The organism is Tahibacter amnicola (assembly GCF_025398735.1).
Lineage (GTDB): Bacteria > Pseudomonadota > Gammaproteobacteria > Xanthomonadales > Rhodanobacteraceae > Tahibacter > Tahibacter amnicola.
In genome coordinates, this window is sequence record NZ_CP104694.1 from 5,981,406 (window position 1) to 6,000,243 (window position 18,838).

Consider the following 18,838-nt stretch of genomic DNA (forward strand, 5'->3'; position numbering starts at 1 on the left):
CGATCGCTTCGGTCGAAGAACTCAGGCCGTAGGCGGGCGGTGCGCGAGGCGGTGCCGCAGCGCCATCCACACGCCATAGCCCATCAGATCGCCCGCCATCGAACTCAGGCGGAAAAGCAGGAAAACCGCCAGTACCGCGTGTAACGGCATGTCCCGGCAATTGATCAGGTTGAACGATGCCTCGGCAACGCCCCAGCCCTGGGGCGCAAAGACGGCGAGGTTGCCGAGCACCGCGGAGATCAGATACACCGCTCCCAGATCACCGGGGCCGCAGGCCCTGGCTGTACCGAGCACGGCAACCGCCTCGCCACACCACTGGAAGATCACCGCCGCGCTGCTCCAGACCAGCACGTAACCGCAACCTGCCAGCAGCACCTGCTGGCGCTGCGGCCGCGCAAGCCGTCCCAGCAGAAGGACGGCGCTTCCGACACCGGCAACCCCCATCGCCAGTGCAGCGCGATGCGCCAGACTGCCCGCCGGCAGCAGCAACGCACCGAAGAGGCAGGCGCACATGCCCGCCGTCGCAACGAGCAGGACCTCGGCAACGAACAGCTTTCGCACATCCTGCAACTGGGCGTTACCCTGGACGGTGAGATCAGCGAAGCGGGCCGCGGTGTGCCAGATACCACCCGGAATAAAACGGGCCGGAATCCGGCGCATATACACCGCCAGGCTATCCACCAGCGGCATTTGCAGCCCGAGTGCACGGTGAAGCCGGAACAGCGACAGCCCGACCACGACGTGGATCAACGCAAATCCCACGCTCGCCAGCACGCCGATCCCGACCGTGGTTGGTGTCAGCAGCGCTCCCAGCGCCACACGATGGCGGTACAAGTACACCGCAATGACGACCAGCGCGGTCAGCAGGAAGAGCCGTTGCGCACGCGCCAGGATCACCGGCCCGTGCTGTTTGATCCGGTCGATCAGGGAATGGTCCATGCGTCAGCCGCGCCATTGCGCGTGCAGGACATAGCCGTCGCCCACATCCGCGCCAAAGGTGGCGCGCTGGAGGACGAAGAATGGCCACAGCATCCAGGGGCGCATGAAGCGGCTCAGGCGAACGACGGTCGCCGATTGTTGAGTGCCGCTGTCGATGCTGCGCTCGACACTGTCGGATGTGGAAGGCGCCGTCCCGCCCTCCAGCCAGTCACCGACAATGCGGCCTATGTTCCCCAGGGGGAAGCCATAGCACTGGATATTGACGCGATCGAAACCGCAGGACTGTGCCAGTTCGCGCAACTGCGCGCGCTCGTAGCGACGCACGTGCCCTACGCGGTGGTCGCCCGGGCCGAACTTGCGCTGATGTGCCGGCACCGTGGCAAGCAGACGGCCGTCCGGCTTCAGCTTTCGTGTCCAGGACGCCAGCGCGCCGCGATCATCCACGATGTGCTCGAGCACCTCGAAAGCTATCAGATAGTCGACCGACGCGTCGGCAATGTCGTCCAGCGAATCGACCACCGTGACGCAGGGATTGTCCGCAAAACGCACGCGCAACGCCGCACGCGTGTCGTCACCCAGGTCATAGAGGATGCCTCTGTGCCCGGCCTGCAGGAAGCGCTGCGTCATTTCGCCGGTGCCTGCGCCGACTTCCAGGAACGTGCCCTGTGGCCATTGGCGGATCACCGGCGCAATGGCGTCGGCGCGCAGGTGAAATTTTGGCGACCTGCCCCACTTTTCCGTTTGCATCAGGCGCGATTTCCACTGAGATACGGCGCCGGGACCGGCTCGGCCTGTGCCGCTGCTGTCTCCTGCAACCCGGTCTGCCAGATCGCACAGGTCCACAGGAGCCACAAACGCTGCCCGTGGTCGACATCCCCTTTGCGGTGCTCTTCGACAAGACGGGTGACGTGCGCCGGATCGAGCAGCCACTGCTCCGCACGGCGACTTTCGCGCAATAACGCATCACCCATCTCACCGCGGAACCAGGTGCCCAACGGCACGGCGAAGCCCTGCTTGCGCCGGCGCCACAACCAGGACGGCGCCAGCGCGCGTACCGATTCCCGCAACAGCGCCTTGCCGCGAAGACCGCGAAAATGGCGGCCCGAATCCTGCGACAAGGCGAGCTCCACCAACCGGTAGTCCAGGAACGGCGAACGCTGTTCCAGCGAGTACGCCATTGACGCCCGGTCGGTTTTCACGAGGATGTCCTGCGGCAGGTATACCAGCGCGTCGCGCATCATCATCTGCAGCAGATCGTCGCCATTGGCCCGCTCCGGCAGCGCGGGGGTGCGGTGGCCGCGTCCGGCGACATCGGGCGCCAGTCGCGCAATTTCCGCGTCACTGAAGATGCGCGGCGCAACATAGCCCGTCTCTCCCTCGTGCCGCGACAGCGCCGCCGAGCGCGCAAAAAGTTTTGCTTTTTTTAGATAACTGGAACTGTGGTGATGTAGCGGTTCCGGCAAGGCGCCCAGCAGCCTCTCCGCTGTTTTCTGCAGGCCAATGGGCAAGCGCGAGTACCAGCGCAACAACAGACGCCCCAGGTAGCGCTGATAACCGGCAAAGAGTTCATCGGCGCCATCCCCTGACAGCGCCACCTTCACGCGCCCGGCGGCCAACGCCGACACGGCCGCCGTGGGCAACAGCGATGCGTCACCGAAGGGCATGCCGATGTGCCCCACGACCAGCCGCGCCATGTGCGCGACTTCCGGCGCGGCGAACACCTGGCTTTCGTGCCGCGTACCCAGGTATTCGGCCATGCGGCGGGCATGCGCGGTTTCGTCGAAACTCGCCTCGGAAAACCCGATGGAAAACGTCCGCAACGGATGATCGCAATGTCGCGCGGCGATCGCACTGACCAGGGATGAATCGATGCCGCCGGAAAGAAATGCGCCGACCTCCACGTCTGCGACCAGGCGGTACTTCACGGCGCTGGTCAGCAGCTCCAGCACGTCGTGCCCGGTAGCGGGTGCCGCGACCAGCGTTGAAAGCGACCAGTACGATGCCTGCTCGACCGCTCTTCCCGGCGACCAGTGCAGAACATGTCCCGGCAGCACTTCCCCGACGTCTTCCTGGACGGTGCGTCCCGGCATGGCAAATCCGTAACGGAGGATGTCGGCCATGCTGTCGCGATCGACACGGCGTTGCCGTGCCGGCAGGAGTTTCTGCAATGCAGGCAGTTCCGAGGCGCACGCAAACTGCGTTGGGCCGGCCTGGAAATAGAGGGGTTTCTTGCCGAGGCGGTCACGCGCCAGCAACAGCGTACGTTCGCAAGTGTCCCAGAGCGCCAGCGCCCACATGCCGTTCAACCGGCGCAAAAACGAAGCCCCCTCGAGAATCAAGCCGGCGAGGACAACCTCGGTGTCGCTTTGGGTGCGGAAGGTCCAGCGCGCCCCGAGCTCTGCGCGAACTTCCTTGTAGTTGTAGACCTCGCCGTTGTAGGTCAGCCACCAGCGGCCGGAGGGATCCGCCATGGGTTGCTGGCCGTCGACCAGGCCGATGATCGCCAGGCGCGCCTGCCCCATGTACCAGGTGTCGCCGTCGTGGAACCCGATTTCGTCCGGTCCGCGGTAAGCCATTGCCGCTATCGCGGAACGCGACCGGACACTGCCGCGCTCGGGAACAGGGGATGGGTCGTAGAGGAAACTGATGCCACACACGATGTTGTCGCCCTTCGTTCAACCGGCGCCCGGGCCACCGACCGGTGCCGTCCAGTCTAGCAGGCTGCCGGGGTGCGGCCTGCGCAGCTATCCCGGTAATTCGGGCGACGGAACAGCAACGCGGCGACCGAAACCGGCTAGGGATCTCGCGCCGCAGCGACCTCACGCATTACACGATCGAACAGACCGGCATAGACCTCCGCCGTCGCCGCCCAGGTCCACCCCCGGTGCCCGACTTCCCGACGCGCCGCCTCTGCGCGCCGCTGGCGCTCGCCCGGTTCCGCCAGTGCCTGCGCCAGCGCCCGGGCCAGCGCATCGGCATCCCCCGCCGGAAACAACCAGGCATGCGTGCCGTCGCGCACGGTGTCGATGACGCCCGGAATTGCCGTGGCAATGATCGCCCGGCCCGCTGCCATGGCCTCCAGCAGCACATTCGGTCGCCCTTCACTGTAACTGGGGAGGACAAAGATATCGCTGGCCGCCAGCCATCGCGGAACCTCGTCGGGAGCGACCGCTCCCTGGAACACTACCTGTTCCGATAGACCCAACGCATTCGCCAGCACCTGCAATCGACCACGCTCAGGCCCTTCACCAACCAGACGGACACGAAGGTCCTGCCGATTCAGCTGCGCCACTGCACGCAACAGGACATCGACGCCTTTGCGCGCAATCAGGCTGCCCACGCAGATCAGCTCGATGTTCGCATCCGCTGGACGCGCTGCAGCCGCTGCCTCGACACTGTCCACGCCATTGAGTGCGACGTGGATCTTGTGACTGATTTCGGGCATGCGTTCGCGCAACGCGACGGCCATGGTTTCCGCCACGCAGACCACGCGCGATGCACGGGTGACGGCCAGACGCAACAGCATCCGGTGGAGCGAAGATCGCGCCGCCAAGGTCACGTCATCGCCACGCAGCGTAACCACGATCGGCTTGCGGTGCGCGAATCGAAGCACGCCCGCCAGTGCGCCACAGATCGCCCAGTTCGCATGAATGAGATCCGCCCGCCGTGCCAGGCGTACCAACGACCAGGCCAGGCTGCCGAGAAAGAACGGCACCAGGGCCAGCAGCGCCGGCATGGCCTTGATGGACGGAATCACACCGCCGGGCGTCTGCGCCAGCAACTGCCACCGGCGCGGTGCATAGCGATACGCGTGCAGTGCTACGCCTGGCGTCGTAGACGGTGCCTGCGTTGCCGCGTCCGCCGGGCAGAGCACGGCCATGTCGAATCGTTCGCGCAGGGCGTCGACCAGTCTTCGCACGAAGATGCCGGACGAGGCGTCAGCGCCCAGGGGATACGAGGTGCTCAATACAAGAACACGCCGCCGCACCTGCGTTGCCTGCACGTCAATCCTGGCCTGGGCGGTAGGTCAGCGACGTGATCTGCTCGGAGATCAGGCCGATGAGAAAGACAATGACCGCCGCGCTGAGCAGCAGCGCGCTCATGTTGGTGAATCGGTGGTACTCGTAGAACGTGTACCCGTAGTAGCCGAGGCCGGTAAACAGGAACAGCATCGATATCGGCATGAACAGCTTGAGCGGCGAGTACAACGTCGCGATCTTGAAAATGATCAGGAGGAAGCGCAGCCCGTCGCGGATCGGCCGGATATGGCTCTTGCCGACACGCCGCGCCACCGGGATAGGCACGTAGGCCACCGGGTAGGCGCTGCGGAAAAACGCCATGGTTATCGTCGTCGGATAGGAAAACCCGTTCGGCAGCAGGTGCAGGAACTCGCGGAATTTATCCGCGCGCACGACACGAAAGCCCGAGGTGAGGTCGTGAATGGTGTGCTCGGTCATCCACGAGGACAGCCGGTTGTAGACGGTATTGGCGATGCCGCGTCCGACTCCCGCCTGCCCGGACCAGTCACGGGCACCCACGACCATGTCAAACCCGTCGTCCAGCCGGGCGAGCAGCCGCTCGATCAGGGCCGGGTCGTGCTGGCCATCGCCATCCATGAAGACCAGGATATCGCCACTTGCCGCGCGGGCGCCGCGCTTGATCGCCGCGCCATTGCCCATCGAATAGGGACTGCTGATGACCTTCACGGCACTCGCCTGGCAGACCTCGCGAGTATCGTCGGTGGACCCGTCGTCGACAACGATGATTTCGTCGTCCGGTCGTGCCTGGCGCAACTTCGGCAGCAAATGGCGAAGTGCGGCCGCCTCATTCTTCGCGGGAAGGACTATGCTGATGGACATGAGGTGGTGGTATCCGGACCAGATGCGATCATACGCGAAGGCCAGCCCCCGCTGCCGTCGACTCCGCCACGCCACGGCGCGGCGGCGGCCGCGCGCGGAGCCTCCGCCGGGTCGAGCTTCAACAGTTTGATTCGAAAGGGTTCTTGCAACTGCGTCACAGATTCGTTCAGCCGGTTTTGAGCCCTGCCGGATTTGGAGTACATTCTCCGTAGTTTCGGGGGTTTACGCGGAATTCCTATGGCCACGATCAACGCTGCATCGCTCGCCGGACTGACAGGCGTCGCACGACGCCTGGTCACCGAAGGGTCGCTGTCGGAAGCCGACGCGCGTCGCGCGACGGAAACCTCGAGCAAGCAGAAGATTCCACTGGGAACCTTCCTGATCGAAAACGGACTGGTCGACAGCCGCACCGTCGCCATTGCCGCTTCCGCCGAGTTCGGCGTTCCGCTGTATGACGCTGGCGCAATCGATTTCGCGCAGCTGCCGACCAAGCTGGTCAGCGAGGAGCTGATCACCAAGCATCGCGCGCTGCCCTTGTTCAAGCGCGGCAACCGGCTGTTCGTCGGCGTTTCCGACCCCACCAACCTGCGCGCCCTCGACGATATCAAGTTCGCCTCCAATCACACGGTGGAGCCGATCCTGCTCGACGAACAGGGCCTCGCACGTGCGATCGACCAGGCGCTGAGCCAGGGCGGGACCGTCGCCGACATGGAGGCCGACGCCGGACTGGAATCGCTGGACATGAATGCCGGCGATGAAGTCGACGATTCCGCCAGCAGCGGTGGTGGCGGTGTCGATGCTTCCGGCACTGACGACACGCCCATCGTCCGTTTCGTCAACAAGGTGCTCGTCGACGCGATCAAGCGCGGCGCCTCGGACATCCATTTCGAACCCTACGAATTCGAGTACCGGGTGCGTCTGCGCATGGACGGCATCCTGCGCAAGGTGGCCTCGCCGCCGGCCAAGCTGAGCCCGCGTATTTCTTCCCGACTGAAAGTCATGTCGGGACTGGATATCGCCGAGCGGCGCGTTCCGCAGGACGGCCGCATCAAGCTCAACCTGTCAAAGGGCAAAGCAATCGACTTCCGCGTCAGCACCTGCCCGACGCTGTTCGGCGAAAAGGTGGTGCTGCGTATTCTCGACGCATCGGCCGCCAAGCTGGGCATCGAAAAGCTCGGTTACGAGGAAGACCAGAAAAAGCTCTTCCTCGACGCTATCGAGAAACCCTACGGCATGGTCCTGGTCACCGGCCCCACGGGCTCGGGCAAGACAGTATCACTGTATACAGCGCTCAATATTCTCAACACCGAAGGACGCAATATCTCCACTGTCGAAGATCCGGTGGAAATCCGCGTCCCCGGCATCAACCAGGTCCAGCAGAACCAGAAGCGCGGCATGACCTTCGCCGCCGCGTTGCGCTCGTTCCTCCGCCAGGATCCGGACGTCATCATGGTGGGCGAGATCCGCGACCTGGAAACCGCCGAGATCGCGGTGAAAGCGGCGCAGACCGGCCACATGGTGCTCTCGACGCTGCACACCAATGATGCCCCGCAGACGATTTCGCGCCTGATGAACATGGGCATTGCGCCCTACAACATCACCTCGTCGGTCACCCTGGTGATCGCCCAGCGTCTGGCGCGGCGCCTGCACGACTGCAAGGCACCGCTGGTTCTGCCCCCCGCGGCACTGCTGGCGGAAGGTTTTACCCAGGAAGAACTTACCGGATTGCAGATCTTTGATGCAGTCGGTTGTTCTGGCTGCAACGATGGGTATAAAGGCCGGGTCGGCGTGTACCAGGTCATGCCGCTGGCCGAGGAGATCACCCGAATCATCCTGGCCGGGGGAAATGCCATGCAGATCGCCGACGCGGCCCGCGCGGCGGGCATCCGGGACTTGCGCGCATCCGCAATGCTCAAGGTGAAGCAGGGCGTCACCAGCCTTGCCGAGATCAACCGCGTCACCAAGGACTAAGCAGCTATGGCTACCGCAACGGCAACCAGCAAGATGACGGCAGCGCAGAAGGGTCGCGCGCGCGCCGAGGTCAGCCAACTGCAGACATTTGTCTGGGTCGGTGTGGACAAGCGTGGCTCGAAGATCAAGGGCGAGTACGCGGCCAAGAACGCCAGCATGGTCAAGGCCGAGCTGCGCCGCCAGGGCATCAATCCGCAGTCGGTCAAGACCAAGCCCAAGGCGCTTTTCGGCTCCAGTGGCCGCACCATCTCGGCGCGCGAAATCGCCGTGTTCAGCCGCCAGATCGCCGTCATGATGACCGCCGGTGTTCCGCTGGTGCAGGGCTTCGACATCATCGCGGGCGGCCAGTCGAACCCGCGCATGAAAAACATGCTGCTGGCCATCAAGACCGATATCGAAGGCGGTTCCACGTTGTATGAAGCACTCGGCAAGTTCCCGGTGCAGTTCGATGAACTCTATTGCAACCTGGTCAAGGCGGGCGAGTCGGCCGGTGTGCTCGACACGGTGCTCGACACCGTCGCCAACTACAAAGAGAACATCGAAGCCCTGAAGGGCAAGATCAAGAAAGCCCTGTTCTATCCGGCACTGGTTATCGCAGTCGCCATTCTCGTGTCGTCGATCCTGCTGATCTTCGTGGTTCCGCAGTTTGAAGCGGTCTTCGCCAATTTCGGCGCGGAACTGCCGGCATTCACGCAGATGATCGTCAACGCGTCGAAATTCATGACGACCTATTGGTGGGCCGCCCTGCTCATAGCAGGCGGCACCGTCGGCGGCCTGATCATGCTGTACAAGCGCTCCAAGCCGTTCTCCCGCTTCATGGCGCGCGCCGTGCTCAAGCTGCCGGTCATCGGACAGATCCTGCACCAGTCCGCGGTGGCCCGCTTCGCCCGCACCCTGGGCGTCACCTTCCGCGCCGGCGTGCCACTGGTCGAAGCACTGGACTCCGTCGCTGGCGCCACCGGCAGTCCGGTCTACAACGAAGCGGTCAAGCGGATCCGCGAGGACGTTGCCATCGGCCACCAGCTGCAGCTGGCGATGCGCCAGGTCAACCTGTTCCCGAACATGGTCGTGCAGATGGTCGCGATCGGCGAGGAATCCGGTGCCCTCGACACAATGCTCTTCAAGGTCGCCGACTTCTACGAACAGGAAGTCAACAACGCCGTCGACGCACTGTCCAGTCTGCTCGAACCGTTCATCATGGTGATCATCGGCACACTCGTCGGCGGCATGGTCGTCGGCATGTACCTGCCGATTTTCAAACTCGCCTCCGTCGTCTGATCGACGTGGGGGATCTGTATCTGGAAGGCTGGCCACTGCTTGCGGTGGCCAGCTTGTTCGGGCTTATCGTCGGCAGCTTCCTCAACGTCGTGATCCTGCGGCTGCCGCCGCGGCTGATGCACGAATGGCGTGCCCAGAGTCGCGAATTCCTGGGGCTGGGCACCGCCCCTGCCGAAGCGCAGCCATCGTCCGAGGCGACCACCACCCCGGATCCGTCGGCAAGCGATAACAGCCCGGCACCGGCGGAAACGCCACCGCCAGACATCGTGTTCGTCTCGTCGCATTGCCCGGTCTGCAAGCACGCGCTGTCGCCGCTGGACAATATCCCCCTGGTCAGCTGGCTGGTGCTGGGCGGGCGATGCCGCTACTGCAAGACGCCGATCTCCATTCAATACCCGCTGATCGAAGCGCTGAGTGCATTCGCTGCCTTCGTCGTCGTGTGGCAGTTCGGCTTCACGCTGCAGGCCGCTGCCGCGCTAGCGCTGACCTTCTGCCTCATTGCGCTGGCCGGGATCGACTTCCACACCCAGCTATTGCCGGACAACATCACCGTTCCCCTGCTGTGGGTCGGCCTGCTGCTCTCGCTCATTCCCGTCTTTGCGACGCCTTCCAGCGCCATCCTGGGCGCGGTGATCGGCTATCTGAGCCTGTGGTCCGTGTATTGGGCGTTCAAGCTCCTGACCGGCAAGGAAGGGATGGGCTATGGCGACTTCAAGCTGCTCGCGGCCCTGGGCGCCTGGCTGGGGCCGGTAAGCCTGCTGCCAATCATCCTGATCTCCTCGCTGGTCGGTGCCATCCTGGGCATGCTCATCCTCTACTTCCGGGGCCAGGACCGCTCGACGCCGATTCCCTTCGGGCCCTTCATTGCCATCGCCGGATGGATCTACCTGGTCGCCGGCCAGCGGCTGACGGCAACGTTCCTGCAGTACGGCCCGACATGGTGAATGGTGGCGCAGCCACTGCGCCACGCCGGTTCGTCGTGGCGGTGACCGGTGGCATTGCCTGCGGCAAAACAGCCGTCACCGATGCCTTTGTGCGTCGCGGGGTGAACTGCTACGACGCCGATGCGGCTGCACGCGCGGTCGTCGCACCGGGGCAGGCGGCCCTGGCGCAGATCGCGGAGCGCTTCGGCCCCCTGATGCTCGCAGCCGATGGCACGCTCGATCGGGCGGCGCTGCGTCGGCACGTGTTCTCCGACACCGATGCCCGGCGCGATCTGGAGGCCATCATCCATCCGCAAGTGCGCCGTTGGCTGCGTGAGCATGTTGACCGCGACGGCGGGCTTTACAGTCTGCTCGCCATTCCGCTCCTCGCCGAAACCTGGCCGGCCTATGCCTGGGCCGACCGGGTGCTGGTCGTCGACGCCGACCCCCAGCTCCAGCTGGCGCGGCTGCTGGCGCGTGACGCCATCACGCCGGAACTCGCGCGCCAGATGATTAAAGCCCAGGCGACACGCGAGCAAAGGCTGGCCATCGCCAACGATGTCATCGAGAACAGCGGCTCTCTGGAGCAGCTCGACGAGGCGGTCGCAGCACTGCACCAGCGGTACTGCGAGCTGGCGGTTACGAAGCAGAAGACGGCGCCCTGAGGGCGGCAGGGATCAGAAACCGGAAATACCGGCGATGCCCTGGCCACCGTACCGGCGGGCGGATTCCAGGTCGTCCAGATGCATTCCGCCCAGGGCGTAGACCGGCATCAGGCTCTGCGCGCACAGCGCCTCGAACTGCGCCCACCCGAGGGGAGCGGCATCCGGATGGCTGGGCGTGTATCGCACCGGTCCAAGCACCGCGAAGTCGACGCCTAGTTCCCGGGCCGCTGTCAGTTCGGCAGTATCGTGGCACGAGGCGCCTACCAGGAAGCGCGACGGCAGCGGTCGCTCCTTGCAGGATTTCAGCTGGGCCGAAGTCAGGTGGACGCCATCGAGCCCCAGCGATTCGGCCAGATCGATGCGGCTGTTGATCAACAGCCTTCCCCCCGCCGCACGCACATGGCGCTGGGCGACCTCGGCCAGCGCCGCCAGGGCGCTTTCATCATAGCCCTTGGCGCGAAGCTGGATCAGGCGGATGCCGCGCTCCAGCGCAGCGTCGATCTGGGCGACAGCCGCTTCGATGTCCGCGGCCGGCTGTGGGGTGATCCAGTAACGATCCGGCAGGCGCAGGGCGTTGATGACCGGGTGATCCGCGGGCGGCATCTCGTGAATGTCCAGCGCGGCCGTCGGTACCCATTTCAGCGGCTGGCCCTCGCAGGAGCGGGGTTCGCCGTGGAATTCCCGGACCCGGTAGACATCGAGCAGGATGGATTTTCCGGGGTAATGCCAGGGGATGCGGATCAGGGATTCCGCCGTTCCGATTTCCACCCCGATCTCTTCGAGAATCTCGCGACGGAGCGCCTGCAGGGGCGGCTCGTCGGGCTCCACCTTGCCGCCCGGAAACTCCCAATAGCCAGCCAGGTGCTTGCCGACAGGTCGCTGAGCCAGCAACACGCGCCCCTCGGCGTCCACCAGGGCGGCGGCGACCACATGAATCATCGGCGTCGTCATCGTGAGCGCTGGATCCTGTGCAGTCATCAGACGACCCGCCGGGACGGCCGGGCACCAATGCCGCCATCGCACCGCGGCCCCGGCGCGGCGGACGCCGCGCGGGGCATGGGCAACCGGGAACTCAAGCCAGGTCGACCGTCAGACCAGCCGGCCGTGGCACTGCTTGTATTTCTTGCCGGACCCGCAGGGACACGGATCATTGCGGCCGACCTTCGGGCCATCGGTCAATTCGGCCGGTGGTGTCGCCGCAGCGGCCGTCGCAGCCAGCACTTCCTCTTCGCTGGCGAAGCCGGAGGTTTCCGCGTGGGCGAAATTGAGCGGCGCCTGCGCGGCCATGCGCATCTGGCGCTCTTCCTCGGCGCGCATTTCCTCGTCGCTGCGGATGCGCACGCGCGCCAGCAGCGTCGTCGTCTCCAGCTTGATGCGCTCGAGCATCGACTGGAACAGCTCGAACGATTCGCGCTTGAATTCCTGCTTGGGCTGCTTCTGCGCGTACCCGCGCAGATGAATGCCCTGGCGCAGGTAATCCATGCTGGCCAGGTGTTCCTTCCAGCAATTGTCGAGCGTATTGAGCATGACGTGCTTCTCGAGCGCACGCATGACCTCGGAACCGATCATCGCCTCGCGCTCTCGGAAGAAGCGGTCGACCACGTCACGCACGTACTTGGCGATGCCGTCGGCGTCCACTTCCGACTGCGACTCCACCCAGCGCTTGATGTCGATTTCGATGCCGAAGTCTTCGGTGAGTTTTTTCTGCAGGCCGGCCAGGTCCCACTGTTCGTCGACGCTGTGCTCCGGCACGTAGCTGCGTGTGAGGCTGTCGAAGACGTCCTGACGGATCAGCACGGCCGTCTCGGCGAAATCCGCCTGGTCGAGCAGCTCATTGCGCTGTTCGTAGATGACCTTGCGCTGGTCATTGGCGACGTCGTCGAATTCGAGCAGGTTCTTGCGGATGTCGAAGTTGTGCTGTTCGACCTTGCGCTGCACCTTCTCGATCTGCCGGCTGACCATGCGATCTTCCAGTGCGTCGTTCTCCTTCATGCCGAAGATCTGCATCCACTTGGCGACCCAGTCGCGCGAGAAGATGCGCATGAGGTTGTCTTCCAGCGACAGATAGAAGCGGCTGGAACCCGGGTCGCCCTGGCGACCGGAGCGGCCACGCAGCTGGTTGTCGATACGGCGGGATTCGTGCCGCTCCGTGCCGACGATGTGCAGACCGCCCGCGGCCAGCACTTCGTCGTGACGCTTTTTCCATTCGGCCTTCACGCGATCGCGCTCGGCCTGCGGAGCGTCTTCCGGCAGCAGCGCCAGCTCCGCTTCCAGGCTTCCGCCCAGAACGATGTCGGTACCGCGACCGGCCATGTTGGTGGCAATCGTCACCGCGCCCGGACGGCCGGCCTGGGCCACGATGTGCGCCTCGCGCTCGTGCTGCTTGGCGTTGAGCACCTCGTGCGGCACGCCTTCCTTCTGCAGCATCTTGGAGAGGAATTCAGACGCTTCGATCGAGGCCGTACCGACCAGGACCGGCTGCTTGCGCTTCTGGCACTCGCGGATGTCTTCGACGATCGCCTGCCACTTCGGCGCCTGCTTGAGGAACACCAGATCCGGGGAGTCCTTGCGGACCATCGGGCGGTGCGTCGGGATCACGACGCACTCCAGGCCGTAGACCTGCTGGAATTCGTAGGCTTCCGTGTCCGCCGTGCCGGTCATGCCGGACAGCTTCTTGTACATGCGGAAGTAGTTCTGGAAGGTAATCGTGGCGAGCGTCTGGTTCTCGCGCTGGATCGGCACGCCTTCCTTGGCTTCGACCGCCTGGTGCAGGCCATCGGACCAGCGCCGGCCGGCCAGCGTACGCCCGGTGAACTCATCGACGATGATCACCTCGCCGTCGCGCACGATGTAGTCAACATCGCGCTGGTACAGCGCGTTGGCACGCAGCGCGGCATTGAGGTGGTGCACCACGATCAGGTGCTTGGAGTCGTAGAGGGCTTCGTCTTCCCCGACGATGCCTTCCTTGCGCAGCAGCTGTTCGGCGTGCTCCATGCCATCTTCCGACAGGTGCACCTGCTTCTGCTTTTCGTCAACCCAGTAGTCGCCTTCGCCGTCTTCCTTTTCCTGGCGCGTCAGCTTGGGAACGATGCGGTTGATCCGCACGTACAGCTGCGGCGACTCCTCCGACGGGCCGGAGATGATCAGCGGCGTACGGGCCTCGTCGATCAGGATGGAGTCGACTTCGTCGACGATGGCGTAGTTGAGGCCGCGCTGGTAGCGCTGCTCCTTCGACGTGGCCATGTTGTCGCGCAGGTAGTCGAAGCCGAACTCATTGTTCGTGCCGTAGGTGATGTCGCACTGGTACGCAGCCGCCTTGTCCTCGTAGGGCATCCCCGGATACACCACGCCGGTGCTCAGGCCGAGGAAGGTATACAGCTTGCCCATCCAGCCCGAGTCGCGCTTGGCGAGGTAGTCGTTCACCGTGACGACGTGGACGCCCTTGCCGTCCAGCGCATTGAGATACACCGCCAGCGTACCGACCAGGGTCTTGCCTTCGCCGGTGCGCATTTCCGCGATGCGGCCGGAGTGCAGCACCATGCCGCCAATCAGCTGGACGTCGTAGTGGCGCAGGCCGAGCACGCGGGTCGAGGCCTCGCGGCAGACGGCGAAGGCTTCCGGCAGGAGCTGGTCGAGCGTCTGTCCTTCCTGCAAGCGCTTCTTGAACTCGTCGGTCTTGCCCTTGAGCTCGGCATCGGAAAGGGCCTTCATCGCCGGCTCAAGCGCGTTGATCTGCGCCACGTTCTTATTGAGCTGGCGCAGAACGCGTTCGTTTCGGCTGCCGAAAAGGCTCGTCATCAGACGGTTGAACATGGAAATCCAGTCGCTCAGAAAAGGTGAAAGCACCCGCGCGGTCGCATGAGACCCCGCCGGGACGCTCGGGAAGACCGACGATGATAAGCCGCCAGCCGTGTTCGGAAAAGGATGGTGGGTCGCCGGTGGGCCGATTCAAGTGGCCGGGGCGTCGCGCGTGCCAGGACGGCAGAGGCAGGATGGGCCGCGGCTCGACCGGCCGGCGGCCAGACCGGACCGTCTGTCGACGGCCCGGCCGGAACGTGGATCAACCTTTGCGCTGGCTACGCACGTACGCGATGGGATTGACCGCGCGACCGTTGAGCCAGACTTCAAAATGCACATGAGAACCGGTGGACCGGCCCGTCGAACCGACCTTGGCAATCACGTCGCCTACGCGGACGCGCTGGCCGACTGCGGCGATATTGCGCGAATTGTGGGCATAACGCGTCATGTAGCCGTTGCCGTGGTCGACCTCGACCACATTGCCGTAGCCCGGGCGCTGGCCGGACCAGCTCACTACACCCTCGGCGACCGAGTGGATGTCCGCCCCGGCGGCGGCGTCGAAGTCGATACCGGAATGGAAGGCACTGGCGCCGCTGAACGGGTCGGGGCGGCCACCAAAATACGAGGAGATATAGCCGGATTCGACCGGCATGCCGCTGGGCAGGAGATCCGACTCGACCTTGCGGTCCAGCAACAGGTTTTCGAGGACTTCCAGCTGGGCCTGCTGACGCGAGAAGCGGTCACGCAGTTCGTCGATGGAGCCTTCCAGGGCGGGTGCGCTGGCGTGGCCGATCGGCAGGTTTTCTTCCGGGCCACCGACGCTGGGCGCTTCGGCGAAATTGAACTCTCCGTCGTCGAGCTTGCCGGCACGGGTAAGGCGTTCGCCCAGGGCGTTGAGCCGGGTCGCGTGGGCCTGCAGCTCGCCCAGCTTGACCGCCAGCGCATCGAGATCGCGCTGCGTCTTGATCTTGACCTGCTCGAGTTCCTTGAGCTGCGTGGCCGTGGCGTCACGCAGATCCTGCACTTCTGCCAGGGCGCGGCTCTTCGGGCCGGCGATGGTATAGGCCACGCTCACGCCGAGCAGGGCACAGGCAATCGCGGCGGTGCCGAGTGCCGCGGCACACTTGATTCGGGTCCGCCAGCAGCCGAGATCGATAGATTTCGGTACGGCGTGCGGCTTCGCGACGATTATGATGTTCATGCCCAATTCGTTCTGCCTGGTTTCCGTGATGCAAGCAAAAAAACCCGCTTCCGCACGACGCTCCACGGATGGCCTGAAAGCCATCGGGGAGACGTCCCCTGTCGCTGCCCTCATCGAGCGCGCGCGAGCACTGGAAGCGCTGGATCTTCGATTGCGCCTGACACTTCCCCCGGCCATCCGCCCGCATTGCTGCCTGGCCGACGCCCGTTCCGGTCGTGTTGTTTTTCTGGCGAACACCTCGACGTGGGCGGCGAAGCTTCGGCTTCACCAGGCGCCCATCCTTGCCGAGGCGCAAAAAGCGCTGGGCAAGCCGTTCAAGACATTCACCGTCAAAGTGGCACCCTTGCCGTCCGTTCCCCCGGAACCGTCAAGGCGGAAGCCGCTTTCCCGCACCACTGCCGAGCATCTGAGCAAGGCGGCGGTCACACTGGCAGACCCGGAATTACGGGCCCTATTTCTACGTATGGCATCCCTTGCCGAGTAGTTTTTGTTTCCTTTACGTACCAGAACCCTGCGGCGTGGCTGCCGCCGCAGGTGACTCCTACAGCGCCTGGGCAGGGTGGGCGTAGGAAATCGGCGCTGTGGCAGGATCGTCGAAGCAGACTTCCTCCCACGCCGATACATCGGCAAGCAGCGTACGAAGCAGCTGGTTGTTCAATTGGTGTCCCGACTTGTGGCCGTAGAACGCGCCAATAAGGCTGTGTCCGAGCAGATACAGGTCGCCGATCGCGTCGAGGATCTTGTGTTTGACGAATTCGTCCTCGTAGCGCAGACCGTCTTCGTTGAGCACCCGATAATCGTCGAGGACGATGGCGTTGTCCATCGACCCACCGAGAACCAGGTTCCGTTCCCGCAACATTTCGATGTCGCGCATAAACCCGAAGGTACGGGCACGCGAGACTTCCTTCACAAAAGAGGTGGTCGAGAAGTCGATCTCGGCGACCGACGTCTTCTTGGTGAAGATCGGATGGTTGAAATCGATGGAGAAGCCGACCTTGAAGCCGTCGAACGGCTCGAAGCGGGCCCACTTGTCGCCATCCTGGACCTTGACCGGCTTCTTGATGCGGATGAACCGCTTGGCCTTGGACTGTTCTTCAATCCCTGCCGACTGGAGCAGGAAGACGAACGGACCGGCACTGCCGTCCATGATGGGCACTTCCGACGCCGACAGATCGACATAGGCGTTGTCGATGCCCAGTCCCGCCATCGCGGACAGCAGATGTTCGACTGTCGATACGCGTGTCGTTCCCTTGGTCAGGGTGCTGGACAGGCTGGTGTCACCGACATTCTCGGCACGGGCATGGATTTCCACGGGATCGGTCAGGTCGACCCGGCGGAAAACAATGCCGGTGTCCACCGCCGCCGGACGAAGGGTCATGTAGACCTTTTCGCCGGTGTGGATGCCTACGCCCGTCGCTCGAATGACGTTCTTGAGCGTGCGTTGTCTGATCATTCTTTAGAGGTCCCCTGGGGCAGGAGCCAACAAAACGGTCCGGATGCTAGCACAGGGCTTTATGACAGAAAAGCAAAACGACGCGCCAGGCCCACAATCTGTTGCGTCAACGCAACACTACCTGTGACTTAGGGCACAAAAAAGGCGGTGTGCAGACCGCACACCGCCCACCAAAGGACAGAGTCAGGACGATGACGGCGCCTGTCGCCATCGCCGCGTTTTTGCGTTTTCCACGCCCGGCCGTCACGGACACGGTGCCGGCCGCATCCGGGAGGATGCGGGTCGGGGCACTCGCCGCCGGCGGCTGGAGCCGTGGTTCGATCAGTCCGCCTGGCGACGCAGGAAGGCCGGGATATCCAGGTAGTCCATGGCCGGTTCCGCAGCCGTCTGCGTTTCCGCCATCGTCACGTGGCGGGCCGCGGGACCGGCCACACGTGTCGCGGGCTGCTGCGCGTAGTCGACCACTTCGTTGCCGGTGCCGGTACGCAGCACCAGGCGCGGACGCACCGCCGCTTCTTCCTTGCGCACCACCTGCCGGGCGGCCGCACGGTTGAGGCCCGTCGCCACGACCGTCACGCGCACTTCGTCCTGGAGTTCCGGATCAAGCGCGGTGCCGATGACGACCGTGGCGTCCTCGCTGGCAAATCCGTGGATGACCTGGCCAATCTCGTCGAACTCGCGCATCGTGAGGTTCGGGCCGGCCGTGACGTTCACCAGGATGCCGCAGGCCCCGGCGAGGTTGACGTCTTCCAGCAGGGGGTTGTTGATCGCTGCTTCCGCGGCCGCGACCGCACGGTCGTCACCGCGCGCCGCGCCAGTGCCCATCATCGCCATGCCCATCTCGGACATGACCGTGCGCACGTCGGCGAAGTCGACGTTGATCAGGCCCGGGCGCGTAATCAGATCCGCAATGCCCTGCACCGCGCCCAGCAGCACGTCGTTGGCCTGCTTGAACGCTGACAGCAAGGTCACGTCGCGCCCGAGCACCGTCAGCAGCTTTTCGTTCGGCACGGTGATCAGCGAGTCGACGTGCTGACTCAGATCCTCGATGCCCTTGAGCGCCACCTGCATGCGCCGGCGGCCTTCGAACGGGAAGGGCTTGGTCACCACCGCGACCGTCAGGATGCCCATTTCCTTGGCCAGCTGCGCCACCACGGGCGCGGCGCCCGTGCCAGTACCACCGCCCATGCCGGCGGTGATGAAGACCATGTCCGCACCCTGCAGCATCTCCACGATGCGCTCGCGGTCTTCCAGGGCGGCCTGGCGGCCGACTTCCGGATTCGCGCCGGCCCCCAGGCCCTTGGTCACGTTGCCGCCCAGCTGCAGCGCCAGCTTCGCGCCGCTGTTCTTGATCGCCTGGGCGTCCGTGTTGGCACAGACAAAATCCACGCCCTCGACGTGCTGTTGAACCATGTGCGCCACGGCATTGCCACCGCCGCCGCCCACGCCGATCACCTTGATCACCGCATTGGGTGCCAGTCGTTCTACGAGTTCAAACATGTCTCCCATCCTCCGGTGTTATTACGAGCTAATGGTTCGCGCCGCGCGGAACACGTGTTCCACCGACGCCACGGAGAACAGGCGCGTTCTCCGGTTGCCGGACGTCTCATCCGGCTCCACGGCCTCCTGCCGTGGCCTTTCCGACCCTTGCCGGCCCAGCCGGCTCCTTCCGCTCGTTCAGGGGCGAACGGAAGCGACGTCCCTGCCTGGTCCCACACTTCACCGGCTCCCTGCCCTTTCCGGTCGTCCTG

The 18,838-nt window shown here is 64.5% G+C and carries 15 protein-coding genes; 5 read left to right on the top strand and 10 right to left on the bottom strand.

Going from position 1 to position 18,838, the window contains the following annotated elements; translation table 11 throughout:
* Positions 1-21: 21 nt before the first annotated feature.
* The 5 genes from N4264_RS23635 to N4264_RS23655 all read right to left on the bottom strand — a co-directional run bounded on the left by N4264_RS23635 (position 22) and on the right by N4264_RS23655 (position 5,798).
* Positions 22-939: a hypothetical protein gene (locus N4264_RS23635; protein ID WP_261694668.1), complete on the bottom strand. Its 918-nt coding sequence runs from the start codon at positions 937-939 to the stop codon at positions 22-24.
* A 3-nt stretch (positions 940-942) separates the two neighbouring features.
* Positions 943-1,686 carry a class I SAM-dependent methyltransferase gene (locus N4264_RS23640; protein WP_261694669.1) on the bottom strand — a complete coding sequence of 248 codons (744 nt, stop codon included), beginning with the start codon at positions 1,684-1,686 and terminating at the stop codon, positions 943-945.
* Entirely contained in the window at positions 1,686-3,596 is a 1,911-nt protein-coding gene (gene asnB, locus N4264_RS23645) for an asparagine synthase (glutamine-hydrolyzing) (RefSeq protein WP_261694670.1), read from the bottom strand. The genes N4264_RS23640 and asnB overlap by 1 nt, the downstream gene beginning before the upstream one ends.
* Positions 3,597-3,733: 137 nt before the next feature.
* The gene (locus tag N4264_RS23650; protein ID WP_261694671.1) at positions 3,734-4,942 is read right to left on the bottom strand and encodes a glycosyltransferase; all 1,209 of its coding nucleotides are present in this window, start codon (positions 4,940-4,942) and stop codon (positions 3,734-3,736) included.
* A gap of 1 nt (position 4,943) precedes the next feature.
* Positions 4,944-5,798: a glycosyltransferase family 2 protein gene (locus N4264_RS23655; RefSeq protein ID WP_261694672.1), complete on the bottom strand. Its 855-nt coding sequence runs from the start codon at positions 5,796-5,798 to the stop codon at positions 4,944-4,946.
* 237 nt (positions 5,799-6,035) lie between these two features.
* On the opposite strand from N4264_RS23655, the gene pilB reads away from it, so the two are divergent.
* From pilB to coaE, 4 genes are read left to right on the top strand one after another with little or no spacing between them, the layout of a single operon-like run.
* Complete coding sequence (pilB, locus tag N4264_RS23660; protein WP_261694673.1) at positions 6,036-7,769, top strand: type IV-A pilus assembly ATPase PilB; 1,734 nt, start codon at positions 6,036-6,038, stop codon at positions 7,767-7,769.
* A gap of 33 nt (positions 7,770-7,802) precedes the next feature.
* Positions 7,803-9,047 (top strand): type II secretion system F family protein, encoded by a 1,245-nt coding sequence (locus N4264_RS23665; RefSeq protein WP_261697691.1) that lies wholly within the window; start codon positions 7,803-7,805, stop codon positions 9,045-9,047.
* Positions 9,048-9,052: 5 nt separating this feature from the next.
* Positions 9,053-9,991, top strand: coding sequence for a prepilin peptidase (locus N4264_RS23670; RefSeq protein WP_261694674.1), 939 nt, complete (start codon positions 9,053-9,055; stop codon positions 9,989-9,991).
* 35 nt (positions 9,992-10,026) lie between these two features.
* On the top strand, positions 10,027-10,635 hold the full coding sequence (coaE, locus tag N4264_RS23675; protein ID WP_343231978.1) for a dephospho-CoA kinase: 609 nt from the start codon (positions 10,027-10,029) through the stop codon (positions 10,633-10,635).
* A gap of 12 nt (positions 10,636-10,647) precedes the next feature.
* Here the strand turns inward: coaE and N4264_RS23680 are convergent, their stop codons facing one another.
* The 3 genes from N4264_RS23680 to N4264_RS23690 all read right to left on the bottom strand — a co-directional run bounded on the left by N4264_RS23680 (position 10,648) and on the right by N4264_RS23690 (position 15,634).
* Positions 10,648-11,613 carry a Nudix family hydrolase gene (locus N4264_RS23680; RefSeq protein WP_261694676.1) on the bottom strand — a complete coding sequence of 322 codons (966 nt, stop codon included), beginning with the start codon at positions 11,611-11,613 and terminating at the stop codon, positions 10,648-10,650.
* Positions 11,614-11,724: 111 nt separating this feature from the next.
* A complete protein-coding gene (gene secA / locus N4264_RS23685; RefSeq protein ID WP_261694677.1) occupies positions 11,725-14,448 on the bottom strand; it encodes a preprotein translocase subunit SecA in 2,724 nt (907 codons plus the stop codon).
* A gap of 247 nt (positions 14,449-14,695) precedes the next feature.
* Positions 14,696-15,634 carry a M23 family metallopeptidase gene (locus N4264_RS23690; RefSeq protein ID WP_261694678.1) on the bottom strand — a complete coding sequence of 313 codons (939 nt, stop codon included), beginning with the start codon at positions 15,632-15,634 and terminating at the stop codon, positions 14,696-14,698.
* Here N4264_RS23690 and N4264_RS23695 point away from each other — a divergent pair.
* Positions 15,633-16,118 (top strand): DciA family protein, encoded by a 486-nt coding sequence (locus N4264_RS23695; RefSeq protein WP_261694679.1) that lies wholly within the window; start codon positions 15,633-15,635, stop codon positions 16,116-16,118. The two genes, N4264_RS23690 and N4264_RS23695, sit on opposite strands and share 2 nt — an antisense overlap.
* Before the next feature lie 57 nt (positions 16,119-16,175).
* Here the strand turns inward: N4264_RS23695 and lpxC are convergent, their stop codons facing one another.
* On the bottom strand, positions 16,176-17,087 hold the full coding sequence (gene lpxC, locus N4264_RS23700) for a UDP-3-O-acyl-N-acetylglucosamine deacetylase (protein WP_261694680.1): 912 nt from the start codon (positions 17,085-17,087) through the stop codon (positions 16,176-16,178).
* A 321-nt stretch (positions 17,088-17,408) separates the two neighbouring features.
* Positions 17,409-18,587, bottom strand: coding sequence for a cell division protein FtsZ (ftsZ, locus tag N4264_RS23705; protein ID WP_261694681.1), 1,179 nt, complete (start codon positions 18,585-18,587; stop codon positions 17,409-17,411).
* Positions 18,588-18,838: the final 251 nt, after the last annotated feature.

What these genes read in the sequence shown, in the direction of transcription:
- N4264_RS23635 (WP_261694668.1), bottom strand. Translation starts at nt 939, where the DNA reads ATGGACCATTCCCTGATCGACCGGATCAAACAGCACGGGCCGGTGATC.
- N4264_RS23640 (WP_261694669.1), bottom strand. Translation starts at nt 1,686, where the DNA reads ATGCAAACGGAAAAGTGGGGCAGGTCGCCAAAATTTCACCTGCGCGCC.
- N4264_RS23655 (WP_261694672.1), bottom strand. Translation starts at nt 5,798, where the DNA reads ATGTCCATCAGCATAGTCCTTCCCGCGAAGAATGAGGCGGCCGCACTT.
- pilB (WP_261694673.1), top strand. Translation starts at nt 6,036, where the DNA reads ATGGCCACGATCAACGCTGCATCGCTCGCCGGACTGACAGGCGTCGCA.
- N4264_RS23665 (WP_261697691.1), top strand. Translation starts at nt 7,803, where the DNA reads ATGACGGCAGCGCAGAAGGGTCGCGCGCGCGCCGAGGTCAGCCAACTG.
- N4264_RS23680 (WP_261694676.1), bottom strand. Translation starts at nt 11,613, where the DNA reads ATGACTGCACAGGATCCAGCGCTCACGATGACGACGCCGATGATTCAT.
- secA (WP_261694677.1), bottom strand. Translation starts at nt 14,448, where the DNA reads ATGTTCAACCGTCTGATGACGAGCCTTTTCGGCAGCCGAAACGAACGC.
- N4264_RS23695 (WP_261694679.1), top strand. Translation starts at nt 15,633, where the DNA reads ATGCCCAATTCGTTCTGCCTGGTTTCCGTGATGCAAGCAAAAAAACCC.
- N4264_RS23690 (WP_261694678.1), bottom strand. Translation starts at nt 15,634, where the DNA reads ATGAACATCATAATCGTCGCGAAGCCGCACGCCGTACCGAAATCTATC.
- lpxC (WP_261694680.1), bottom strand. Translation starts at nt 17,087, where the DNA reads ATGATCAGACAACGCACGCTCAAGAACGTCATTCGAGCGACGGGCGTA.
- ftsZ (WP_261694681.1), bottom strand. Translation starts at nt 18,587, where the DNA reads ATGTTTGAACTCGTAGAACGACTGGCACCCAATGCGGTGATCAAGGTG.